Source organism: Paenibacillus sp. 32O-W, from assembly GCF_007679495.1.
Lineage (GTDB): Bacteria > Bacillota > Bacilli > Paenibacillales > NBRC-103111 > Paenibacillus_L > Paenibacillus_L residui.
In genome coordinates, this window is the sequence record NZ_VEGP01000064.1 from 17,393 (window position 1) to 36,145 (window position 18,753).

Consider the following 18,753-nt stretch of genomic DNA (forward strand, 5'->3'; position numbering starts at 1 on the left):
CCCCTTTCTCTACCACAGACTTGTCTCGTTGAACTTACGGCTGATTCGGTTGGCCAGAACAAGCATCATGAAGTTGATCACGGAGTTAAACATGCCGACTGCAGTGCTGTAGCTGTAGCTCGCTTCGAGTATTCCCTTTCGGTACACGAAGCTGGAGATGACATCTGCCGTTTCGTAGGTCATCGGGTTATACAGCAGAATAATCTTCTCGAATCCGACGTTCATAATCCCGCCGATGTTCAGAATGAGCATGATGACGATAGTCGGCTTAATACCGGGCAGCGTGACATGAAGCATCTGCTTCCATCGGTTGGCCCCATCGATCGTTGCGGCATCATACAGCTGCGGGTCGATGGCGGACAGGGCAGCCAGATAAATAATCGATCCCCAGCCAACTCCCTGCCAAATGCCCGAACCGACGAAGATCGTTCGGAAGTAATCCGGATTAAGCAGCAAATTCGACCGCTCTCCTCCGAAGGCTTCGATAATTGAGCTGATCAGCCCGCTTTTGCTTGTGAAATCAACGATCATACCGCAAATTACAACTGTAGAGATGAAATGCGGGAGGTATGTAACCGTTTGCACAGAACGTTTGAAAAAAGTGCTCCTCACCTCATTTAGCAGCAAAGCCAGAATGATCGGCGCCGGGAATGCAAAGATAAGCTCATACGCATTGATGAGCAGCGTATTCTTCAGGATGCGCCAAAAGTAATGGCTGTTGAAGAACTGCTCGAAATGTGTGAATCCCACCCACGGACTACCAATAATGCCTTTGGCAGGCGTAAAATTTTTGAAGGCGATGGTCAATCCGTACATAGGGACATATTTAAACAAAATGTAATACGCGAGACCGGCCAGCGACATCAAATAGATCGTTCTATTGCGGAGCAAATCTTTCTTGAGGAAGCGGGCGTAATTCTTCATGCGCGACGCCAGACCGGGTTTGAAATGGGGCGCGGCTTCAGTGTGTGGCGGCATTCAGGCGTACACTCCTTTCTTGTCGGTACTAGCACAATAACAGGTTTTCCGGCCGTTATTCAATGCTCAATTTTTATATACAATTTTTATAGGGGACAGATCGATGCTTGCGAAGCAGAAACTACCGGCGGAGTGTGATCATTCCGGTAATGCCGTTACACCAAGTCATTTCCTAACCTGAAAATAAAAAAAAGCCCCTGGCGGAGCCTGTTCATACCCCACAAAGCAGGGGCTGTCTCAATAGCGTTTGCATAAAACGGGAACATTCCAAAATGAAGCAAAAAAGACCTCCAATCCCACTATTTTGTAGGAACAGGGTCCTTTGCTAACAGCCAGATTTAACTCCAGGCGGGGCTTGAAAAATGATAAATCGACTTGTGAGACAGCCCCTTTGCCGGCAAGACTGGTCATTACATGCGACGGCCTTACATTTTTTTCACATTAAACTTCTCTCTTCTTCCAAACCAGCATAAAAGCTCCCACAAGAATCATCAGTATCGGGAAGATCGGCCAACCGCTGGACAGATGCGTAAGCATGGAGCCGATAGAGAAGACGGCAAAAAACAAGAGAGACAGCACCGTCAAAATATTGATCGGGATCAACAGCCACTTATTGCGGCCCCCGAACCAATACAGCTCGAACAGTCCCACTGCCGGAGCCAGTATAAATCCCGGCCACATGTAGCCCCAACTGTCAAACAGCATGGAGATTTGGCAGACAACTCCTACCGTCAGGAACACCCCGCCGGGAACAAGCAGCCCAACCCCTTGACGGTTCGTCAGCGAGAAGTACATCCAATGGAAAAACAAGCCCAGCGGAATGATAAACATGCTGGGCCAGAATAAGGCGAATATCGTCCCCACCCCGAATGTCTCTCCCTGATTTAAAAACAAAAACGCCCCGAGAAGAAGCAGAACCGCTCCTAAAATGGTCTTAGCATTCATACGACTACTCCTTTCCTCCTTCGCCCGTCCTGTAGTCCTGTTCTTTAAACAGATTAACATATTTAGACAGTGGTTACCTCCAACTTCAGGCAAGTCGTATCCTGGACCTAGGTCCAGTTTCGAGCCCCGTCGCCTCTTTGAACTGGCGGAAACAGGAGTTCCCCTGATCGCTCTTGGGGAGGGTAAATCTTGGAACAGCTGAAATCAAAAAATATCTTCACTACAATGCGTGCCGGGAAAGCGCGATCTGCTCCGGTTCTGTCCGCTTTCTCCGTAATACACCGGGAAAGCGTGCCAGTGCGCTGTATGTGAAAGCTCCCGACCCCTCGCGTGGTGGTTGGTCAGTCTCCAACGTGATCTACAGCGCCTTGAAATTTCTGTATGTCAACACGTTCCATCGCACATGGGACATACAGGAGATTCCGAGGTCAAAAAAACCAAAAAAGTTACCCGTCATTCTGGTGCCAGCCGAACTCGCAACACTATTTAACGTTGTTTCCAATCCTATCGACCATATACGCTCCATTTCCATAAAGGCAATCATTTGAGCATAAATGCGGTAATTGAAAGTCCATAGGGCGGTAACTCGGTTTCGTTCAACATAAGTATATCCAAAATTGGTGACGGCTAGAGAAAAGAAGTTAGACTCCCATGCCTCTGGCCGCGGCACCAGCAGATGATGAAAATTGATGGATTTTCAGGGTAGTTTTCAGTTTTTCACCTCGTAGGAGTAAACTAACTGTATAAAAAGAGGCAGTCGATTTAATGTGGAAAAGGTGTTCAACTGGATGAATGTAATAGTAAAAGCAAAATTGTGTAGCATCAATGAAACTAGTAATGGATAAAAGCGTAAACGTAACGGAACTGGGAGATCTTATTTCGTCAAAATAGGCGGTTTTTTTAGACTAACGGAACCAGACGCGCTTATTTCATAGAATTATCCTACTTTCGCCTGCATTTCTTGGGAATAAGGTCATCTAGTTCCGTTAAAATGACCGAAAGGCCCATTTGGAGCGATTAAGGTCGTCTGGTTCTGTTAAAACCAAACCGTGCAGGTTTCCATGATCATAATCGTACACCATTAATCGACAGCCTCTAAAAATCCATTTAGACTCCCATGCCTCTGGCCGCGGCACCAGCAGATGAAGAAAATTGATGGATTTTCAAGAAGCCCTGCCGTTGATTCGGCACCGTCGGATGATGAATATTCATTTTTTCGATCCAATCCGTCATTATAAACGAATGTAGATTCTTGCCATGAATACCGGAAGCACATCGAAGGCTAATAGCTCTGGTAAAAAACAAGCAGGCCGCTTAGCAGGCGGTCCTGCCAAGCAGCCTTTCCAAGAAGAATGACGCATAATTAAGGATTCAATGCCAACAGCCGCCTCCAGCATGCCGTAAGATCTTCCGGGGAAGGGTTTCTCACCTCGAACATAAACGGACCTTCATATCCGTGGCCGGCGAGGGCTCGAAGAACATTCTTCCAGTCTATAATTCCTTCTCCGGGCATCCAATGCTTCTCATCCTCCCCGTCATAGTCGGACATATGAACGGTAATGATCCGCGAACCGACTTTGTTGATGAAATCGACCGCGGTTTCCTGAAGAAGATGGTTAACATCGCAGCAAACCATCAATCGATCTTCAGACCCGATCAACTCCAAAATTTCGTCACTCGTATTTCCGAGACAGGTTCTGGGCAGGCATTCCACCGCTATTCGAATATTCAGATGCCCCGCCCGGCGGGCCAGTTGCTGCAGTCCGTCCCGGCATATGCTTAACCGACGGCGCCTGTCCTCAATCGGAATCGGCTCATAGCTCGGATGCAGTACCGCCCGGCCTACTCCCCAACTCTCTGCCAGCTCCAGCAATTTATACTGATTGGCTATGATCGCCTCTCTCTTGGCGTCATCCGGGCAGGAAACGTCCCAATCATGGCCATAGGGCAAATGGACGGACCATATATGCAGGTTCAGGCGATTGGCTTCCTGAACGATCGCGGTAAACTGCTCGGAAAGCTCCTGGAACTGACTGTTCCAGTCCTTGCTGTGCAATACCAATTCAATACAATCCAATCCGGCACTCTTGATCTCTTCCAGTCCGGCGGTATTCTTGACATTATAAGAAGTACCGACCTTCCATCTTTCCGGTTGCCTCATCCGTTTCACTCTCCTCTGTTTCGTTAACCTGTCAGTTAGACGATGATCTTTGGATCCTGGATATTCAGAACGGCTTCGCTCACTTTGCCCTCATGAACCAAGACATTAGCGAATCTATGGTTGAACCCGGCCAAGACATACTCAGCCTCCTCGAGGCCGCCGTCTATCTCTATTTTAACGGAAATCGCTTCCCCGATCTGCAAATTTTGCCGGATCCAGTCCGCCTTCGCCCCACTGGCCGTCAGTACATATTTCCTTTGCGGGATGGAATGGTTGATCCCCGTCAATATCGCTTCAACGATACCGGACATTTCCTTCCCTGCCTGCCACTTTTCGTTCGGAGCATCGGGTGTAATGATCACCTCGACCCCTTCATTCCCCTCCTTTTCTATCATCATTTTCCTAAGAAGCAATCCCCGCTTAGCAGTGGGGATCCCGGTATCATCTGCTAAGCTAGCTGTTCTCCACTATTAGATCTCCACTGCTTTTTAAGATACATGTACGACAATTTTTTCCGTTATCGTTTCACCAGCTGCATTGATTAACTTACCGTAATATTCATACGTTCCTGCTAGTTTGTCTGTCATGGTTACCGTTGCGAATTGAGCTCCAGGTGTCGCTTCGAGCAGAGGAACGGATTGTACCAATTCCCCATTCTCATAGAGCTCGAAGGTAGCTGCATTGGTTCCCCACCACATATTCATCATCACGTTGTAGCTTCCGTCCCCATCCCAGTTATCGCTGGAGAGCACAGCATTACCCGGTAAGGCATCTGCAACAACAACGGTTATCGAATCGCAATTTGTCGTCCCGTAGGAATTAATCAATTCGCATGTGTATACATAAGTGCCGTTAATTCTGCCTGTTAGGACGGTTGCAGCCGTCTGGGCATCAGGAGATTTATCAATTAATGACTGCGTATCGATTAACCCCCCATTCTCATACAACTTGTATGTCGTCCCATTATTGCCCCACCATTGATTCATGGTAATCGTGTAGTTGCCGTCTCTTAGGCCCGTGTCGTACCCACTGTCACTCGACAATACCGGCTTGCCGGGTTTGTCTGTCGCCAGTGGACTTGAAGGTTCCTCCTTGATCATATCATTGATCATCCGAATGCTAGGATACCAGGTACGCGCCTTGTAGTACGCCTCGCTGTTATGAATTCTTAGATCATGCGTGTAGCTGCCTTGTCCATCGAAACGGAATATATCCACCGCATTCGTGGCCCAAGATGCCATCGTTCCATTAGGTACAGTACGGATAATGTTGCCCGTATACGGCTGTGTTCCAATGGACTTGACATGAGTGCTAAAAATATCATCATGCGAGTCGAATGTGTTAGACAGTTCTCCAGTAACCATATTAAACTGATACACTTCATATTGGGCTGTCACCCTGAGCAGGTCCCCGCCTTCCGTAACAGGGAACAAATCATGGCCCCAAGCCCCTTCTTTGCCTTCCATTGCCGGGAGATCAGCCCCCAAACCTTCCTTCAATGTTAGAGTTGGCCGCTCTGTCGTGCCGGTGATTTCATAAGCGACCACCTCATAATCTCCAACTGCCCATAGCAGCTTGCGCTGGTTATCCCAAACTAAGCCATGAGCTCCAGGAAGCTCTACTCGGTAATAATAACCATTTGCATCCCCCTGACTGGACGCGTATATGGTCACAGCGTTGCCGACACTATCTGCCACAACGATGTTTCCGTCCGGCAGCAATTCAATGGAATGAGGATTCTCCTCATTCTTCGTAGCGCGGCTATATAGCCGTTCACCAGTTTCGTAATCAATAATACCCACAAATCCACGAGAAGCGGTCGTCACAACAACATATCCGCCATAAAACTCACTATAGCGAAGCTTCGCATCCGTCACAAGGTCAAAGGTGCTAATTCCCGTAAATCCTAATGCGGTAGTCGGCTGCCACTTCCATACGATTGCATTCGGATCATTCCAATCTGGGCTATCCTGCTTGTATACAACGATTTTATTGAATTGCTGATCCGTAAGCGCAACCATCTCGGTTTCTGCCGAGCTAGGAACCTTCGAGTTGCCCTCGATCGGCAGCGTTGTCACGGCAGCCTGATTAACAAGCACCTGCAGGGAGTCCAGCACAGCTGTACCGCTCATTCGTTTCAGTTCCATCCCAGAACGGATGATTCTGCTATGATCAGTAATTTCATTCCCATCCAATCCAAATACGGAAAGCTCTTCCGATTGATCAAACCCGGCCAAAAAGGCTTCAATGGTCGTTTGGTGTGGAATGTCCGTAACCGTTCCCGCCGTATGATCGATCGTGTATGTCCGAGAGGTTATCCATTCCCTGAAAGGAATCGTATACGGCGCAAGGTTTTTCTTAATTCCGTTCCGCTCCCCATAGTTTTTCATCTGCAAATCTACATAGTCCTCATAAACATAGACCATGAGTGACTGGATTACTGCAGGTTGCTCGGCTGAGAGCGGCCCTGGATTATATCGATTGTTATAATAGCTTAGTGAACCTGCAAAGCTAGAGACATAGCCTGTAGAGCGAACGTTACGATCCTGTTCTATGCTGCCGTCAGCGTTATAGGCTGTCACCCGCTCGAAAGTGTCCTGTTCGATGAAAGGACCACCATGGTCGTGGCCATAGAGATAGATCAAGTTCGGATAGTTCAAAAAAATGCGATGCAAGCGGGTGTTCATGCCATTCTCATCAGAGAGAGCTTTCGCTGGCGCAGTTAATGCTTTTGATCCTTGAAGAGGATAATGACCAAGTACGATAACCCGTTCGGTATTGCCGATGGTCAAAAGTGTGTTCTCCACGAAATCGATAGCTTCGGGCGTATACACATTGGAATCGATGGTTTCGTCCCCATTATACGGAGTATTAATCCCGATAAAGTGAATTCCGTTAATCATGTAGTGATAAGCCAACAGATTGGAAGTCCGATCTACACCTTCATATAACACATCTTCATATTGCCCAAGGCTGCTTAGCATCGTTGAATCGATATAGGCGCCGGAATTGTACGCAGTCGAACCTGCTTCATAATCGTGATTCCCGTTAACATATAGCACTTTTCCGTATTTGCTCGTCTCTGCGAAAGCGCCTGTCACCTGCGAAACAAACTTATTGTATGTCTCTTGACCCCATGGGATGCTGCCAGTTGTACTCGAACTGTCCCCGGTCACAACGACCAGATCCGGATTTTCATTCGTCTTAATGGTTCCAAGTGCAGCGCGAATTTGCGGTCTAATCACGTCCGGATTATCCTGCAAACCGTAATCAACATGCAAATCAGACAGAGCCGAAATCGTAAACAAAGGCTGTTCACGAGGCTCTTCCAGATCCAACTTTGTCTTATCGATGTTCACTTCGTACACATGGAAGAGATTGTTGCTGTTCGTCGCGCTCGCCTGCCAGCCTTGACCATTCACTGTCGTAAAACGAACGTAATACGTCTTGCCGTCAATGACTCGGGACACGCTCGCTAGTCCTGTAGCATCAGCATTAACAGTCAATGTTTGTTTAGGCCCAAGTGAAATTGAAGGTTGATTGCTGTTACTTAGATGAATGTTTAGATAACTGTTCTCACCTGCTTCATTATGAGACCTAATCGCCCATCCACCTTCAACTTGTTCGAATTTCCATACCAGTCGATAGTCCACTGTGTCTTTAGAGGCATCAAAGCTGGCATACTTCAATAGCAATGGGTCTGAGCTCGTTGTATTCTCACTGGAAACGGCATACTGATCCTTGGTGCCGCCAGTTGGCGTAATGCCCGGAATCGCAAGTACGTAATCGTTGCCGCTCGTTAGGTGAGTTGCCCCGACTTTGTAGTAAGTCGGTCTAGGCGTCGGAACATCGGATACTTGGTATAGCAGAAACGATGCAGAGCTTGTTGCAGGAGCTGCTTCCCATCCGATTCCTCTTAAATTCGTAAACCGGATATAAAAAGGGATTCCTTCCAAGGCTTTAGACAGCATTACTGTCCCGTCCTCGTTGACAACCACATTCAGCTCTTGCCTTGAACCCAGATATGCATTGGGCTTGCTGTTTGCCATGCTGATATTCAAATAATTGTTGTCTCCCTCAACACCTTCTGCCCTCAAGCTATAACCACCGCCAAATTTCTCAAAAACCCATACCAGACTTGGATTCACCGGAGGTTGAACAGTATCGCTGAACTTCACGTGCTGGAACAGCTTCTGATCCGTGTATGCCGTTGGCTTACTGGATAGCGCAAACAATCCTCTGCCTTGATCGTTACTGGAAATATTCTGGATGGCCAATATATATTTCGTGCCTTCCGTTAATTGCTGACCTTTGACGATGTTTGGCATTGGCATAATACGAGCGCTAGGAACCTCAAACACTCGGAAAGCATTGCTGCTATCATAAGTGCCTGCCTGCCAGCCTACGCCGCCTGCCGTCGTAAAACGAACGTAATAGGTGGTCCCGTTCAGGCTACGCGAAATTTTTGCCGTTCCGTCAGCGTTTCTAGTAAACTTCAATTCTTGCCTGGGCCCGAGTGTTGCGCTAGCGGTTGAACCATTCATATCAAGGTTCAAATAGCTGTCCGTCCCGTCAGCACCGAGCAGCTTCAAGCTGAAGCCAGACCCGTAAGCTTCATACTTCCATACGATGGTATCATCCAGACCATATTGTGATTCAGAGTACTTCACATGTCTGAGCATAGAGTTGTTAGAATTGATATTTTCGATACCGGATAAAGCAAACTGACCGTGGCCTTGGTCGGTGCTGCCAATGCCGGGATGGGCAAAGATATAATACCCGCCGCTATGCATATTGCTTGAGGAAACAGGCTTGATCGGATTGTTCTCAAGCAAGGAAAGCGGAACAGCGCTCACGCGAAATGACATGCTTGGCTTATAAGAAGCGTCTGTACTGGATTGCCAGCCTACGCCGTTTAAATTAGTGAACCGCACATAATAAATCGAACCGTTTGCATTGCGGGAAATCTGTACGGTTCCATCGTCATTGATAATCAGGCTTAGTTCCTGCCGTTCACCCAGCGTCAAATCATTTCCATTAAGATTCAAGTAGGAAGCGCCTCCACTTTTGGAATAGGCTTTCAGGCTATAGCCACTTCCATAGCTTTCAATTTGCCATACGAGAACAGCTGATATGCTCTTCAGACCGACATCAAATGGAATATGACGAAGTAATAAGGGGGCAGCATTGCCATTGCTCTCGCTTGCCAGAGCATATTCGTCCCGCCCAAGCGTATTGCTGTTAATTCCGGGAATAGAGAGTGAATAGAACCCGCCGCTGACGATCTCATGCGCGTTAATCTCTAGGATTCTATCATTTGAAATAATCATATTTTCTGTAACGGGGAATACACGGAATGACATACTTGGCAGGTATGAATTATCCGGGCTGGATTGCCAGCCTACGCCGTTTGCATTGGTGAACCGCACATAATAATAGGTACCGTTTACCTCACGACTAATGAGAATAGTGCCGTTATCATTTACTGTCAGGACTAACTCCTGCTGTTCGCCAAGCGTCAAGTCCACTTCCGAAATATTCAAGTAGGCATTGGTTCCATCCTCAGAGTAGGCTTTCAGACTGTAGCCTGAACCGAATGGTATTGCCTGCCATACGATTGCCTCGTTTACCTGAGGAAGTGTCTCATCAAATTTGATATGGCTGCGCAGTAACGGCGATGTGTTCGTGTTAGGATTCGAGGAGAGTGCATATTGGCCACGCCCCTGCAAGTAGCTGTTGATCCCTGGGATTGCAAACACATAATAGCCATTACTGACGATTTCGTTGCCTGTGACTTGGGTAATCCCTTGAGCATTCGCAGAACTAGCAAACATCTGTAAGAACAAGCTAAGCAGCATAACCGAAATACTTAATTGTGTAATTCCTTTTCTCAACCTACTCATACATAATGCTCCTCCCTTAGGATTCAATTATCTGCAGCCAAGTCAGATGTCGGTGGATCATCTGACTTGGCTGCAGGAGTTGTTCGATTAAATCGAAATAATTAGCAATAGAGGGCATCACAAGCTCATTGACTGCATTTTATTGTAATGATTTCCACAGCTCGTTGGCTTGCTCTTCGATGAGTTTACCGCCTTGAGCATAGTATTTTTTGATAAATTCGTCGTACTTCTCTACAGGCCACACGCCCGTAACGATCTTGACCAAATATTCCATCCACAGCTTAGTCTCGAGATCTGGATAATCCATCTCTGCTGGAACCGATTTCCACAAGGCATTGGAGATCACATGTTTGTTCACAATTTCAATGGCCTCACGAACTTCTGGCTTCGCTGAACGACGATCGGTAACAATAACGAATCGAACCGGGTTGGAATACCCTTTCTTATACAGCTCGGCATACGGAGTAATCAATTCGATTGTATCCGTAGCGCGGTCGTAAGTGAAATCCTCATTCTCGATGCCGTACATCATGTGATTGAATCCGCCTTCATCGCTCTGATCGGCAACCCAATTCAGATATTGGAACAATTTCTTGGGATCCTGAACTTTAGCCGACAGTGCTGTGAACTCCGAATTATAGAGCTTTTCTTGATAGCCTTGCTTACCAGCCGGACCTTTCGGCGCTTCCAGCATGATGAGCTTGGCATTGGGATTGGCTTCATGCAGCGAAGTTGCAAGTGGGCTAGACATCTTTTCCGTATAATACACATCTCCCTCGAACACTCCGACCAGAGAGTTTACAACCAGCTCATCTCTTTGTTTGGATTCCATAATCGGGAAGTCGTGAGCAATAAGACCTTCCGCATACCATTTCTGTAGTAAAGCAAGGCCCTCTTTCATTTCGGGAAGCACGAGCCCTTTCTTAATTCCTCCGTCTACCTCAGTCCAATATTTAGGGATAATGCCATACGCGCCAAAGATCGCATTGAAATTCGTCTCGTTGGAAACTCCCAGACCGAATGTATCGTCTTTGCCGTTCTTGTCAGGATCTTGTGTAACAAAGGCTTGCAATACGGCATACAACTCATCTAGTGTGGTCGGCTGACTCAGTTTGAGGTTATCCAGCCAATCTTGTCGAATGGTAAGTCCAAGTGTACTGGGCAAGTTAAACGGCTTGTCGTTTCTTCCCTTTGGAATGCCGTAAATTTTACCGTTAAACGTGACTTCCTTCCAGAATTCTTCCGGAATGATCTTCATTAGATTTGGAGCATCCTTCAGATACTCATCCAGTGGCAGAAGCAGTCCCTCTTCGGAGAACCGTGCGAGCGTCTTCGAATCGATGTCGAAATAGTCAGGAAGCTGGCTTGAGGTAGCAAGAATGTTCAGCTTGGTAAAGTAATCGTCTCCGCTTGCGAGAGTAACCTTGAAATCGAATCCCTTCGCTCCAGTTTTCTCAAATGCCTCAAGGAGCGTTTTCTTGCCCACGCCGCCATCCGCCGGATACTCCGGAGCGGCAAATTTGCGGAGGATTTCATAGGTAGTCGTTTTCACTTCTTTAATTGCTGGAGTCGCGGTAGCAGTCACAGCCGCATCCTTCTCATTTTTTGCACTGCAACCAGCGGAAACAATCGATACTGCGAGCACGCTTGCCAACATCATCTTTCTTTTTGGAGCCTGAAGCATGGGATGACCTCCTAATATTTTTTTACCCTTTGACCGATCCAATCATTGCGCCTTTCACGAAGAAACGCTGCAAGAATGGATACACCATCAATATAGGGATCAAAGAGACAACAATTGTGGCTGCAATGACAGAATCCGAAGAAGCTGCATTGAGCTCGCCCATCGCTTCCGCATCAACTTGACCGGCAATAATTTGACGAAGCAAGACGGGTAAGGTCATGTGCGCTTTATCGTTCAAATAGATAAAAGATTGGAAGAAGTTATTCCATAAGCTAACCGCCATCCACAGGGCCAATGTTGCCAGTACCGGCTTGCATAGCGGCAATATAATCGTAAAAAAGATACGAATCGGATTGGCGCCATCGATCATAGCCGATTCTTCCAGTTCCTCGGGGATCGTTCGAATGAAGCTGAGCATGACGATGACATTGAAAGCGCTTATGAGATTCAGGACGATGATGGCCCATAAAGTATTAATGAGGTGCAGTTCTTTCATCACCAGGTAAGTCGGGATCAGGCCTCCGCTGAAGATCATAGTGAACAATACAATGAGCATAAACAACTTCTTGAGCGGGAGCGTCCGTTTGGCCAGTGGATAGGCAGTGCTTGACGTTAATAGAAGCGCTAGTACTGTTCCTACGATGGTAATAAAGAGGGAATTGCCATACGCCGTCCACAAATAATCGCTCTTTATTATGATGTGGTACGCATCCAGTCTGAAGTCAACGGGCCATAAGAACATGCCCCCCCGCATTACCGCATCACCCGAGCTTAACGACCGGGAAATCTCTCGCCATAGTGGATAGATCGTGGCAAGACCTAATAATGAAAGCAAAACGGCATTGACTGTGTTAAACAAGCGATTTCCGAATGAAGAATGCATCAGTACCTCCTCACCATATTCCTTGTTCGCCGAATTTCTTGGCTAATCGGTTGGTTAATACAATCAAGATCAACCCAACTACAGACTGGAACAACCCTGCGGCTGTGGCGAACGGATATCTTCCCATCGTAATCCCCACTCTGTATACATAAGTATCCAGTACATCCGCAACCTCATAAACGAGTGGGTTGTACAAGTTGTAGATTTGATCGAAGCCTACGTTCAAAATATGACCTGTTTTCAAAATAAGCAAAATGACGATCGTGCCCGCAATCGAAGGCAATGTAATATGGCGGACTAATTGAAAGCGGTTAGCTCCATCAATTTTGGCAGCATCGTAGAGCTCCATGTTAATGCCAGAGATCGCTGCCATATAAATAATGGTCCCCCATCCGACCTCCTTCCACAGCTCAGACAGTACGAGTAATCCCCGAAAGCTGCCCGGATCCATCAATGGCGAGGTTTGGAGTCCAAACATCTCCAACAATCCGCTCTTGGAAGAAAACAACGAATATAACACCCCTCCAAGAATGACCCAAGACAAGAAATGTGGAAAGTAAACAACCGTCTGAATGACCCGCTTAAAACCGACATGATACACTTCATTGAGCAGAAGCGCCAATATAATCGGTGCCGGGAAGTTGAACACCAGCTTATAGACGCTGAGAATGATCGTATTCCTCAGCGCCACCCAGAAATCAGGTGAATCAAACAATAACTGAAACCATTTGAGCCCGGCCCAAGGGCTTCCCATTACGCCATCTATTAACCGAAAATCTTTGAATGCGATTACAATACCAGCCATAGGCCAATAATGGATCAACAAGAAGTAAAGGATACCAGGAAGCAGCAGCACAAAATAATATTTGTGGCTTGCAAACGGCTTCCACGCTTTCCTCCAATACATTGATAAAAATGATAGTGTGGATGTTCGAGCCGTAGAAGGTAACGCCAATCTAAATCCTCCTTTCGTATGGTCGTGTGCTTGCCTTTACACTATAAGACATTCCCGAATAGGAGGAAATTACGAGTTTTTGATTCGAATGGGCGTTATTGCGCAAAAATTGCCGGGTGACAAAAAAAATCCATTCGAATCAAGAAAGATCCATCACCTTTTTGCGGTATTCGCCCGGGGTCGTCCCTTCCGCCTTCTTGAATGAACGGATGAACGTATGGGCGTCATTATAGCCGATTAATTGGCTGATTTGCTGCAGCGACTTCGATTTGTCTTTCAGCAGCGTTTTGCTCATCGCCAATCTCCGTTCGGTTAAATATTCAAGCGGAGACTTGCCTACCTCTGCTTTGAAGATCCTGCTCAGATGCGACGGACTTATGCCGATATGAGAAGCAATATCCGATATGGAAATGTTATTCGCATAATGGGCCTCTATATAGTCCATCGCCTGCCGGACCCATGGGCTGCTGCCCTCCGCCTGCTTCCGTACCGTCTCCAAATAATCCATGATTTGCCCGATTTGACGCATTAGCATACTGCGGAGCTCCGACTGGTTCTGGCATTGCTGAAGCTGAAGCAGATCCACCTGGTCCATCAGCGGTTCAATGTCGTACCCTTCCTGTACCAAGGAGCCGAGAACATGACTCATCAGCATCACGATCATTTGCAGCAGCTTCGGATACGGTGAGCCGCTGCTTGATAAATAACGGTCGAACAGCTCCGACATATAATGCTCCACCCGGCTCTGGTCCCCGGCCAGGATCGTGTTCAATATCTTCTTCTGATAAGCCGCCGGATATTGAAAATGACCGGATTCCTTCGCCTCCTCCACGAAGCATACAGCAGATTGCGGCAGGAAAGCTTTATAGGTCATGGCTCGCTTTACCTGCTCGTAAGCTTCAGCCAGCTGATCCAAAGGGCCGATCCCGCTGACGAAGAAGTAAAGCTCCGCCTTCAGGCGGCTGTGGGCCAGCCGCTGGATCGTCCGGCAGCCGTCCTCCAGCTCGGCCATTAGCTCGCCGTCGAACACTTCCCGGTCGAAATTGAGGATGAAGGCGAACTTGCCGCGGTCGAGAATCGTCCCTGCCGCCATAAATCGGGCCCGCAGCTCGTCCTCCGCCAGGCTGAACAAGAACAGCGTATGCCCGGCCGAGCTATCCCGGTCACGCATACTCTCGTCCACTACAACAAGTACAGCGTGATAAGGAGATACAAATTGAATGCCGGCCTCGGAGAATCGGCGGGCCGCGTCCGGATCTTCGGGCTGATGATTGTGAAGCCATTCGTGCACGACATGATTGCGGACAATCGGTTCATTGTGCCGAATCGTAGTAATCAAATTATGAATCGCCCGGTTGACAACCGCGTATGCGTCCTGGCTGTCTCCGGGAGCTCTCATCACGAATTCCTGAAGCTTCGTTGCCAGACGCCGCCACGGATCATACAGAATCGAGGCGAACAAGTAGGACAATCCGATTCCGACGGCAAGTACGCCAAGCATAATGAGGACAGCCTGGCGGATAGCATCCGTAACGACTGGAGTGTAGGGCCCTGCAGGGGTGAGCTGCATTAAAGCCCAGCCATTCGTCGTGCTTTTGGCACCGCTAAGGATGTATTTCTTCCCGGCGAGCGAAACCGTTTCCGTATAGATGGCCCCCGGTCCGAGCTTCGGAAGCATTTTATCCAAATCCAGCCCCTCTACCGTTGAGGAAACCGGACGCCCCCATGGATCGGCTACGATCAACGGTCCCGACATCTGTGAATTCAAGTTCAGCAAAGTGCTCATAAAAACATCCTTGTGGATATTGAACACCAAGTAGCCTAAAGCCGTTTTCTGCGTGGCGGGCACCGGCTTGACGAAGGACAGAATCTCCTTCCCGGGCTCCCCCGGCCGTTCGCGCAAGCCGACCCAGGGGCGCGGAAATTCAGACGCAGCTCCGGTTACCCGGTTCAGAAAGTCCTTATCGTAAAAGTCCTTAAGGTCATACAAGCCCTCATTGACCGTCAATACTTTCCCGTTCTGCAGAATATCCAGATAGATCGATTCAAACAGCGCATTGGAATTCATCCAGCTTCGCAGCTGCCCTTTAATATCCGCATATTGATAAGCCTGCAGGTCGAATGGGCGGTTCAACATTTCCAGCACATCCGGAGTCAGTGAGATTTGCAAAGAGATTTGTCCGAATTGGTCCAGCAGCAGATCCAGATTGCGGGAAGCGGATTCCAGAGCGGCTTCGGAAACGCTTACAGTTTGCTGCACAGCATCCCGGTATTTGCTGTAAATCTGCCACGCCAGAAGCAGCAAAGTAGGAATCAGAATCATGGTGAAGAACAGGATCAAATATTTGCGAAACGCGGATTTTGTCTCTGAGATATGGCGGATCATCGAAATCTCACTCCTCTAACGCATCGTTAAATCTCTTTTTCTATCATGGTTGCTCCTGCCTCGTTTGTCAATTATTAAGAAAGATATAGGCCCTAAATCCCCTTGCAGAGCGACCAGGGACCTTCGAAGCGTTATTTCTCTCCCCCCGACCAGGCAGCTTCAAACCTCTTATATCCTTTCTGGTCTTTGCATCGCTTCCAAGGAGAGCTGTATACTTCTCTAAGGGAAGCCACAAGGCTTACAAATATAAAAAAAACAGCCCATTAAAGAGCTGTTTTAGTTCAATACAGCAGATGGCAAAGACCGCGCCGATACTGACATCCGGGCGACTGAACCTATTGTATATTTAATCGCTCGTCGAGCTGCTTTGTTGCTCCGGGTTAAGCTTGGTCGTCTTCTTATTTCGCATTTTCTTGAACACGAGAAAGCCGATCGCCACGACAACCCCTACTGCCAGGAATAGATATTTAAGACCATCGATCATGCCCTCAGCGGCCCGTCCGTATACATAAAAGAGAGCTCCTACAACATAAAACTTCGTGGCGCGCCCCAATGCGGCGTAGCCGATGAGTCTCCATACGGAAAAATTCAGACAGCCGGCGAGAATGGTAAATACCTTGAAGGGAATCGGGGTGAAGGCTCCGACCAGAATTGCCGCTTCTCCATTGCGTTGAAACATGGTAGAGGCTTTTTCGATCCACTCTTTCTTGAGGAATTTATATAGGACCGATTTGCCTAATCCTTTGCCTATCCAATATCCCAACGGGGTACCGAGAATGCTTCCGATATATCCTACCGTTGCCAGCCAGAGAGCTTGGGATGGATTGATGAGGCTTAAGGGGACTTGCAGGAAAAAGGCGGGAATCGGAAAAATAACCGCATCCGCGAAGGAATGAATAAATAGCCCGAGGCTACCGAAATCCATAAGAAAATCAATGATTGATTGAAACATAATTTGCAGAGGCCTCCTAAATGATGGCAGGTAGTCTTCTAAATGAGCATAAATGATCAGCGGTATGGGCCCATCGAGCTATGAGTACATAACGGAAGTGAATTTAATCGGGGATAAAATCACTTGCTTGAACATAACGGGTATGGACGCGCGGATACGAAATTGCGCCGTGGTGACAAGGGAACGGACCCTGTCTGAGGGGACGGTGCACAGTATTAGAACCAGAAACAGTAGAATAGGCTCTGCATGAGAATATTTATTAAAGGGATTGTCTGAAGTAGCAGCCGCTCTTGCCCTCAGGACGGGCTTCAGCGGATCAGCCGGAATGGCGGGATGTAATGCTATCGGTATCACTAAAAGGAAGCATAGTAAAAAAGCAAAACCGCAAAGCAGGTAACGCTGTTGTCTTGATGCGGAAAACTTCATTGCTTTTTCATCATCCTTCCAGATAGTAATGATCACAAATAACAGCTTAGCATAAAAATGTGACAGTTCGCAATGCAATCCCGCCTATCCCTGCATTGTTTTTCCTCCCGTACTGCTTCCGGGCATGGACGAGTCTTGCCATCCATGCCGCCGATTTGGAATGAAGCAGCTCAGGCCAAGGATCTTACTACAGCCATTCTATTAACTCAGCCATGTGCTTGATCGTAGCCATGGGAACAGGACTCTCGGGCTGCGCTCTTCCCTTCTTGTTAAACCAGATGGCATTCATCCCCAGGCTCATGGGGCCGACCACGTCATTCTTCCAGGAATCGCCTACGAACAAGACTTCGGACGGTTCTACTTGAAAATAGTCCAATGGTCTGCGGTAGATTTCGGGAGACGGCTTCTCGCATCCGATAGTTTCCGATATAAAGACGGCTTCCCTCGGGAAAAATCGATCCACCCCTGTAGCTTCCAATTTGTCGAACTGCCAGCTGGCCGTTCCGTTCGTTACTATCCCGAGCATATACCGTTTCTGCAGCTCCTCAAGCACATCCAGCAGTTGATTGTCCGTTTTCATAAAGGTTTTGCTTAACCGCTGATACAATTTTTCAAATTGCTTCGCTGACTTCTCGTCCCCCCGCCTGCCAAAATCAGCCAAGGCATCGATATACCTGCGTTCGCGAAATTGCTCTATGCTGATTTTCTGAAGATAATACTGCTCGTGATACAGCTCGGATTTACGGCTAAAGCATTCAAAGAGACGGTCCGGATCCTCGTCGCGGGTCAAAGGATGCTGACGGAAAGCCTCCTTCAGGCTGGCTTCCCAATAGTCATCAAAATGCAGCAGCGTATCGTCCAAATCAAAAAGAATCAGTCGGATTTTGGGCTGCAAGCCTTTCCCGTTGCCAAGAACTTATAAAAGTCTATAAATCCTTGTTTGCTTCCTGTTTCGCCGTGTCCGCTTTTGCCGGAACTACTCGCGTTTGGTATGACACTCCACAGGCGTAAATTCGGATGCAACGAATCCTACATATTGGCGATGACGAGATACGTGTCAGACCGCCAATTTAGATAGGTTGATCGCCGCGTTCAAGTCGCGGTCGATCACATGTCCGCAAGTGCATTCAAAGGTGCGATCAGACAGTTTCAGGTTCGGCTTGATCTGACCACAACATGAGCACATTTTCGATGAAGGGAACCATTTGGCGGCTTGAACAAATCTCGCGCCGATCTTCTCGCACTTGTATTTCATCTGCCGGATAAACTCGTGCAGCTTCTGTCCGGCAATCGCCTTACTCAAGTGGCGGTTCTTCATCATTCCGCTCACATTTAAGTCTTCCATCACTACAGCGCTTGGCTTGGCTTTCGCTATCGCGCTCGTCGTTTGGTGAATGTGATTAGTGCGGATATTCGTTAATCTCCGATGAAGCAAACGAATCGACTTTTCGACTTTTACAATGTTGCGTGTCTTGACGAA

Annotated in this window: 13 protein-coding genes; all 13 read right to left on the reverse strand. The window is 47.8% G+C overall.

The features are described 5' to 3' along the window. Nucleotides 1-9 precede the first annotated feature (9 nt). A complete protein-coding gene (locus tag FS806_RS20365) occupies nt 10-978 on the reverse strand; it encodes an ABC transporter permease (RefSeq protein ID WP_144940290.1) in 969 nt (322 codons plus the stop codon). A gap of 441 nt (nt 979-1,419) precedes the next feature. Next, complete coding sequence (locus FS806_RS20370) at nt 1,420-1,923, reverse strand: hypothetical protein (protein WP_144940292.1); 504 nt, start codon at nt 1,921-1,923, stop codon at nt 1,420-1,422. Nucleotides 1,924-3,030: 1,107 nt separating this feature from the next. Then, on the reverse strand, nt 3,031-3,156 hold the full coding sequence (locus FS806_RS26845; RefSeq protein WP_260982187.1) for a hypothetical protein: 126 nt from the start codon (nt 3,154-3,156) through the stop codon (nt 3,031-3,033). Nucleotides 3,157-3,286: 130 nt separating this feature from the next. Then, nucleotides 3,287-4,084, reverse strand: coding sequence for a sugar phosphate isomerase/epimerase family protein (locus FS806_RS20375; protein ID WP_144940294.1), 798 nt, complete (start codon nt 4,082-4,084; stop codon nt 3,287-3,289). A gap of 35 nt (nt 4,085-4,119) precedes the next feature. Then, nucleotides 4,120-4,482, reverse strand: a complete 363-nt coding sequence (locus FS806_RS20380; protein WP_144940296.1) for a hypothetical protein — start codon at nt 4,480-4,482, stop codon at nt 4,120-4,122. A gap of 90 nt (nt 4,483-4,572) precedes the next feature. After that, nucleotides 4,573-9,987, reverse strand: a complete 5,415-nt coding sequence (locus FS806_RS26345) for a DUF6528 family protein (protein ID WP_222126734.1) — start codon at nt 9,985-9,987, stop codon at nt 4,573-4,575. A 139-nt stretch (nt 9,988-10,126) separates the two neighbouring features. Then, nucleotides 10,127-11,671 (reverse strand): extracellular solute-binding protein, encoded by a 1,545-nt coding sequence (locus FS806_RS20390; RefSeq protein WP_144940298.1) that lies wholly within the window; start codon nt 11,669-11,671, stop codon nt 10,127-10,129. Between the two features lie 22 nt (nt 11,672-11,693). Beyond that, nucleotides 11,694-12,554, reverse strand: a complete 861-nt coding sequence (locus FS806_RS20395; protein ID WP_144940300.1) for a carbohydrate ABC transporter permease — start codon at nt 12,552-12,554, stop codon at nt 11,694-11,696. A gap of 10 nt (nt 12,555-12,564) precedes the next feature. After that, nucleotides 12,565-13,461 (reverse strand): ABC transporter permease, encoded by an 897-nt coding sequence (locus FS806_RS20400; protein WP_144940312.1) that lies wholly within the window; start codon nt 13,459-13,461, stop codon nt 12,565-12,567. Nucleotides 13,462-13,648: 187 nt separating this feature from the next. Beyond that, on the reverse strand, nt 13,649-15,895 hold the full coding sequence (locus FS806_RS20405; RefSeq protein ID WP_144940302.1) for a helix-turn-helix domain-containing protein: 2,247 nt from the start codon (nt 15,893-15,895) through the stop codon (nt 13,649-13,651). 346 nt (nt 15,896-16,241) lie between these two features. Further along, on the reverse strand, nt 16,242-16,847 hold the full coding sequence (locus tag FS806_RS20410; RefSeq protein WP_144940304.1) for a YqaA family protein: 606 nt from the start codon (nt 16,845-16,847) through the stop codon (nt 16,242-16,244). Nucleotides 16,848-17,460: 613 nt separating this feature from the next. Then, a complete protein-coding gene (locus FS806_RS20415) occupies nt 17,461-18,168 on the reverse strand; it encodes an HAD family hydrolase (RefSeq protein ID WP_144940306.1) in 708 nt (235 codons plus the stop codon). A 162-nt stretch (nt 18,169-18,330) separates the two neighbouring features. Continuing rightward, on the reverse strand, nt 18,331-18,753 hold a 423-nt coding region (locus FS806_RS20420), incomplete at its 5' end, for an RNA-guided endonuclease InsQ/TnpB family protein (protein ID WP_144940308.1).

Bases quoted from the DNA above. Each gene is read 5' to 3' on its own strand.
- FS806_RS20370 (WP_144940292.1), bottom strand. From the start codon at position 1,923: ATGAATGCTAAGACCATTTTAGGAGCGGTTCTGCTTCTTCTCGGGGCG.
- FS806_RS20395 (WP_144940300.1), bottom strand. From the start codon at position 12,554: ATGCATTCTTCATTCGGAAATCGCTTGTTTAACACAGTCAATGCCGTT.
- FS806_RS20400 (WP_144940312.1), bottom strand. From the start codon at position 13,461: ATGTATTGGAGGAAAGCGTGGAAGCCGTTTGCAAGCCACAAATATTAT.
- FS806_RS20405 (WP_144940302.1), bottom strand. From the start codon at position 15,895: ATGATCCGCCATATCTCAGAGACAAAATCCGCGTTTCGCAAATATTTG.
- FS806_RS20365 (WP_144940290.1), bottom strand. From the start codon at position 978: ATGCCGCCACACACTGAAGCCGCGCCCCATTTCAAACCCGGTCTGGCG.
- FS806_RS20410 (WP_144940304.1), bottom strand. From the start codon at position 16,847: ATGTTTCAATCAATCATTGATTTTCTTATGGATTTCGGTAGCCTCGGG.
- FS806_RS26345 (WP_222126734.1), bottom strand. From the start codon at position 9,987: ATGAGTAGGTTGAGAAAAGGAATTACACAATTAAGTATTTCGGTTATG.
- FS806_RS26845 (WP_260982187.1), bottom strand. From the start codon at position 3,156: ATGACGGATTGGATCGAAAAAATGAATATTCATCATCCGACGGTGCCG.
- FS806_RS20375 (WP_144940294.1), bottom strand. From the start codon at position 4,084: ATGAGGCAACCGGAAAGATGGAAGGTCGGTACTTCTTATAATGTCAAG.
- FS806_RS20380 (WP_144940296.1), bottom strand. From the start codon at position 4,482: ATGATGATAGAAAAGGAGGGGAATGAAGGGGTCGAGGTGATCATTACA.
- FS806_RS20390 (WP_144940298.1), bottom strand. From the start codon at position 11,671: ATGCTTCAGGCTCCAAAAAGAAAGATGATGTTGGCAAGCGTGCTCGCA.